Below are 5,327 nucleotides of genomic sequence, written 5' to 3' on the forward strand. Positions count from 1 at the left end.
AGGGCCTGTCCCCCGGTGTCACGATGGCGCTGTTCGGCGCGGCGTCGGCGTGCTCGGCGCTCGCCCTCACCCGCCACCTGCGCTGACCGGCGGTGTGCGCCGCGCCGGACGTCCGGTGGTGGACGTCCGGTGATGGACGCGCGCGGTGGACGCCGCACGGGTGAAGCCCCGCGGTGGACGCCGCACGGTGGACGCCGCACGGTGGAAGCCCGCGGTGGACGCCGCATGGTGGGCCGGGCCCCGATTGGTCACGCTCGGGGCCCGGCGAGATCGACCGGGGTGTCCGCCCTGCTCTTCCCCGGCCCGGTTTGCGGGGGGGTGCCTTACGCCTGGAAGGGGAACTTGTCGGCGAAGGCGGGCTTGAGGTCGTCCAGCCAGACCGCGTTCGGGTCGTACTTGGCGTAGAACGGCCGGTTCACCAGGGACGCGTCGCGCGCCTGGATGAAGTGCAGCGCGAACACCTTCTCGCCGAACAGGTCGAGGACGCCGTCCACGCACACCTTGCCCGGCGTCGCGGACATCGACGGGCCGCGCACGGTCCGGGCGAGGCCGGAGACGTGCGAGTAGGCGTCCCGGAAGATCTCGTAGGCGTCGCCCAGCGGCACGGCGAAGTAGTCCTGCGGGCCGGTGTCACGCTCCACGAACATGTAGTAGGGCACCAGGCCCATGCGGGTCTGGGTGCGCCACATGCCCTCCCAGACCTTCGGGTCGTCGTTGATCGTGCGGATCAGCGGGGCCTGCGTCCGGATGACCGCGCCGGTGTCGCGGATCCGGCGGCACGCCTCGGCGACCATGAGCGGCTCCAGCTCGCGCGGGTGCGTGAAGTGCGCCATGAACGCCAGGTTCTTGCCCGCCTGGACGACCTGCTCGAACAGCCGCAGCATCGAGTCGGCGTCCGGGTCGGTGACGAACTTCTGCGGCCAGTAGGCCAGCGACTTGGTGCCGATCCGGATCGACTCCAGCTGCTCCAGGTCGAGCAGCGGCTCCAGGTAGCGGCGCAGCACCGGCTCGCCCATGATCATGGCGTCGCCGCCGGTGAACAGGACGCTGGTGACCTCGGGGTGCGCGAGCAGGTACTGGCGCAGCTGGGCCGGCTCGTCCCCGGCCATCTTCAGGTCCGGCTCGCCGACGAACTGCGCCCAGCGGAAGCAGTACGTGCAGTACGCGTGACAGGTCTGCCCCTGCTTGGGGAAGTACAGGACGGTCTCGTCGTACTTGTGCTGGAGGCCGGGGATCTTGCCGTCCCCGAACGTCGGGATGTTCAGCTCCATCTGGCCCGCCGGATGCGGGTTGAGCTTCATCCGCACCGCGTGCGCGGCGGCCTCGACCTCGGCCTTGGGCGCCTCGCGGCGCAGCAGCCCCGCCAGGTGCGCGACGTCCGCCTCCGGCAGCATGTCCTCCTGCGGGAAGACCAGGCGGTAGATCGGGTCGTCCGGCGCGGCGGACCAGTCGATGAGCTCCTCGATGACGTAGGCATTGGTACGGAACGGCAGGACGGTCGCCACCGCCCGTACCGCGAGCTGCTGGTCCGGCGAGAGTCCGGCACGGGCGGTCAGCTCGTCCAGATGCTTCGCCGTGAAGGCGCGGAACTTGCGACCGGTCGATCGCGTTTCGGGAGCCGCGTCGTTCACCATCGTCACGTGTGGGTACTCCTTGGGGTTCAGCGGGGATGCGGGTACCGCGCCCGGACGGAGCCACGCCCGGAGAGCCGTCCCCGCAGGGGGGGTCAGTTCGTCACGGACAGTCAGCGTTCAGGTCCGGTCCACTCCCATTGAAGCGCCGAAAACGCATACATGCCGAATAGATACCCCCTAATCGGTACAAAGAAGCTGGTCAGCGCGAGCCTCACGAGGTCGGTCACGTCCGGCCCGTCCGACTCGCACCAGGTACAACGACTACGGCGCGTAAAAGTGGCGAGCCGAGCAGTTTGCCTATCCTGGTGTGGAGATACTCGCCGAGGGAACGCTCGATGCGCACGGGGCGTTCGACGCAGTGCGGGCGACTCCGCAGAGCGCCCCCGGAGCGATGGCCGCGACGACGCTGAGGGGGGCCGGTGAAGACGACCGGGCAGGACGCGCGGCCGGAGACGGCGGCCGGGCACGACGCGCGCCCGGAGACCCCGGCCGGGCACGGTGTCCGGCCGGACACTCCGGCCGGCCCCGGCGCTCGGCGGGAGCCGATGACCCCAGGCCGCTCCGGACCCGCACCCGCGCGCCCAGGCACAGGCCCGACGCGAAACGAGGCGGCGCGGTTGGACGGAGACGAGCAGGCACCCGAAGACCTGGACGACGACCGCAGCACGCAGGACGGCTCCCGGGCGGAACGGGCGCGGACGGCGGCACGCGCGGGGACGGCGGCGGCGCGCGCGGGGAAAGCGGCTCCGCACGCGGGGACGGCGGCGGTGCGGCCCGGCGTCGCGCCGCTGTTCGCGGCGGTGCTCGCGGCGGTCGCCGGGATCAGCTACGCCACCTTCATGCTGGAGCACCTGCTGAGCCCGGCCCTCGACGTCGTGAACGGCTACGTCAGCGAACTGTCCGCCCGCGACCAGCCGTTCCACATGGTCTACAGCGGCGGCGACCTGGTCACCGGGGTGCTGTCGATCATCGTCGCGGGCACCGCGCTCACCACGCTGCGCCGCCGGTTCTGGAGCACCCTCGGCTGGAGCTTCCTCGGCCTGTTCGGGCTGTGCGCGATCGGGGACGCCCTGTTCCCGCTGGACTGCGCGCCCAGCCTGGAGACCTGGTGCGCCCTGCGCGAGCGCGCCGACAAGGTCTCGTTCTCGCACTCCTTCCACTCGGTCACCAGCAGCGCCGTCATCGCGTTCGGCGTCGCGGCGCTGCTCACCCTGTCGATCGCGGCCCGCCGGTACGGCTGGTGGCCCGCGCTCGCCCGGTTCGGCTGGCTGCTCGCGGTGACCGAGACGGCGTTCGCGCTCGGCACCGTCGTCGCGATGCTGGTCGGCGAGTGGCTCGGCATCCTGCAGCGCATCCAGATCATGATTCTCTGCCTCGGCCTGCTCACCATCGCGTGGGCGCTCTGGGCCGACTGGCGGGCCGCACGGCGCGTCGCGGCGTACGGCCGTCCCGTCCCGGCGAAGGAGACGACGTCCCTGTGACGAGCGGTGAGCGGACCTCGGCGGAAGACGCCTCGAAGCGGTGGGTCCGGGCGGAACGGGACGCGGCGGCGGAGGGGTCCGGAACGGACGAGCCGGTCGCGGAGGGCGGTCACATCGTCCCGGCCGGGGGTGAACGGGTGCACGTGGTCGAGTCCGGCCCGCCGGACGCGCCGACGCTGCTGCTCAGCACCGGCCTCGGCGGGGCCTGGTTCGACTGGGAGCCGGTCATCGACCTGCTCGGCGACCGGTACCGGGTGCTCGCGTTCGACCGTCCGGGGTTGGGCCTGAGCCCCGCCGCGCGCCGTCCGGCGAGCCTGCGCCGGGACGTGGCCGTCCTCGCCGACCTCGCGCGCACGAGACCCGAGCCGGTCACGGTCGTCGCGCACTCGATGGCCGGGTTCCACGCCGAGGCGCTCGCCCGGCTGTTCCCGGAGCTCGTGCGCGCGCTGGTCCTGGTCGATCCGAGCTGCGAGGAGCGGGTCAACTGCGCCGGGCTGCGGATCAGCGCGGCCGTCTACCCGGTGCTGCGCGCGACCGGCGCGGGCCTGGAGGCGACCCGGCTCTCCCGGGTGATCGGGCCGCTCGGACGGCGCATCGGGCTGAAGCAGGCGACCGGGCGGGGCGAGCCGGTGCCGCCCGAGGTCGTCCGGTCGGTGTACGGGCGCGGCGCGGTGATCGGCACGGTCATCGCGGAGGACGTCGCCTACCGCGAGGCCGCCGCCGACCTGCTGGCCCTGCGCGCGCGCCGGCCGTTCCCGGACGTCCCGCTGGAGGTGCTGACCGCGCTCGCCGACGCGGGCGACGCCGCCGAGTGGACGGGCTGCCACCGCCGGCTCGCCGAGATGTCCCCGCGCGGCCACCAGGTCGACCTCCCGGACTGCCCGCACATGGTGCAGTTCGACCGTCCGGACGCCATCGCGGACGCCATCGACCGCGCCCACGGGGTCACCTCATGACGCCTTCGGACACCGCGCCCCAGGGCGGGCAGGCCGCACGGCCCTCCGCCCGGCGTCTCGGCGCGCGAGGCGGCCGGACCCGGCGGCTGGGTGTGATGTTCGTCGCGGCGCTCGCGGTGGCGGGGCTGAGCGGTTGCGGCGCGATGCAGCGGATCTCCGAGGGCGCGTACCGCAACGCCGTGGCGGACGGCGCGGTCGCGGATCTGCGGGCCAAGGGCGTCCAGCTCCACCGGCGGCCGGTGTGCCAGACGCCGTCCACCGGCACGGTCGCGGAGGTCCGGATCACCTGCACGGCCCGCACGACCGGCGGCGAGCCCGTCGAGATCAGCGGGACGGTCACCTCCGCCGACACCTCCGAACCCCGCGAGCACTACCAGGTGACCGTCGGCGGACGGCTCCTGATCAACCGCGACTGCCTCGGCCCCGGCTGCCGCCGCGCCGCCTGACCGGCCTCCGGCCGACGTCCCGCGAGCGGCTTCACGGCCCGGCGCGGGGCCGGTGTGAAGGACACGCAACGAGACCGCATGATCGACAAAAATCCAGGCCCGCGCAGGCGTGCGGGAGCCGCCGAGCGGTGACGCTACAGCCGTGAAGATCTCGCGGATGAAGGCCCTGGTCATGGGCCGGATGAAAGCCCTCACCAAGGGCCGGGCGAAGATCCTGGCCACGGGCACGCTCGCCGTCGTCGTCGCCGGGGTCGCCGCAGGCATCGCCTACCTGACGCTCTTCCACGCCAAGGAACTGCGCTACAAGACCCAGAACGCGCTGCGCACCGGGGTGGCGCGCAGCGGCGGAGAGGAGCTCGCCCGCCGCGGCGTCACCCTCACCTCGGGCCTGACCTGCGCGGACACGCCTGGCTGGACGAAGCGGAAGATGCGCGTCAACTGCACCTCCAGCACGTCCGACCACCAGCCGGTGCAGGTGATCGGGACGGGCGAGGACGCGACGCAGGAGCAGTACTACACGATCCTGCTGAACGGGCGTCCGCTCGTGGAGAACGCCACCTGCCTCGGCGCCGACTGCCGCAAGAAGAACTGATCCCGTTCCACCCGGCCTTCGCGGGATGACCGCGGCGAGGGCGGGTACCGGACGGGGCGGCGGGGGCTCGGCGATCGCTGGATACCATGCGATGAGCTGCCCCGTCGAGGCGCGGCGCGATCCTCCCCGTCCCTTCTGGAGTGCTGATGACCGGCAAAGGCGAGCAGGCAGGCCTCTCGCCGGTCGGTGGCACCCGCCCGGCGGGCCCGCCGCGCCCG

Annotated in this window: 5 protein-coding genes; 4 read left to right on the forward strand and 1 reads right to left on the reverse strand. The window is 73.0% G+C overall.

What is annotated here, in order from left to right:
* Positions 1-323 precede the first annotated feature (323 nt).
* Positions 324-1,634 carry a KamA family radical SAM protein gene (locus AB0J52_RS26025; protein ID WP_500184896.1) on the reverse strand — a complete coding sequence of 437 codons (1,311 nt, stop codon included), beginning with the start codon at positions 1,632-1,634 and terminating at the stop codon, positions 324-326.
* A gap of 617 nt (positions 1,635-2,251) precedes the next feature.
* On the opposite strand from AB0J52_RS26025, the gene AB0J52_RS26030 reads away from it, so the two are divergent.
* The 4 genes from AB0J52_RS26030 to AB0J52_RS26045 all read left to right on the forward strand — a co-directional run bounded on the left by AB0J52_RS26030 (position 2,252) and on the right by AB0J52_RS26045 (position 5,109).
* On the forward strand, positions 2,252-3,115 hold the full coding sequence (locus tag AB0J52_RS26030) for a DUF998 domain-containing protein (RefSeq protein ID WP_500184891.1): 864 nt from the start codon (positions 2,252-2,254) through the stop codon (positions 3,113-3,115).
* On the forward strand, positions 3,112-4,071 hold the full coding sequence (locus tag AB0J52_RS26035; protein WP_500184892.1) for an alpha/beta fold hydrolase: 960 nt from the start codon (positions 3,112-3,114) through the stop codon (positions 4,069-4,071). The genes AB0J52_RS26030 and AB0J52_RS26035 overlap by 4 nt, the downstream gene beginning before the upstream one ends.
* On the forward strand, positions 4,068-4,517 hold the full coding sequence (locus AB0J52_RS26040) for a hypothetical protein (protein WP_500184893.1): 450 nt from the start codon (positions 4,068-4,070) through the stop codon (positions 4,515-4,517). The genes AB0J52_RS26035 and AB0J52_RS26040 overlap by 4 nt, the downstream gene beginning before the upstream one ends.
* Before the next feature lie 142 nt (positions 4,518-4,659).
* Positions 4,660-5,109 carry a hypothetical protein gene (locus AB0J52_RS26045; protein WP_500184894.1) on the forward strand — a complete coding sequence of 150 codons (450 nt, stop codon included), beginning with the start codon at positions 4,660-4,662 and terminating at the stop codon, positions 5,107-5,109.
* Positions 5,110-5,327 lie beyond the last annotated feature (218 nt).

The sequence above is a fragment of the Spirillospora sp. NPDC049652 genome (genome assembly GCF_040675125.1).
In the GTDB taxonomy this organism is placed as follows: domain Bacteria; phylum Actinomycetota; class Actinomycetes; order Streptosporangiales; family Streptosporangiaceae; genus Spirillospora.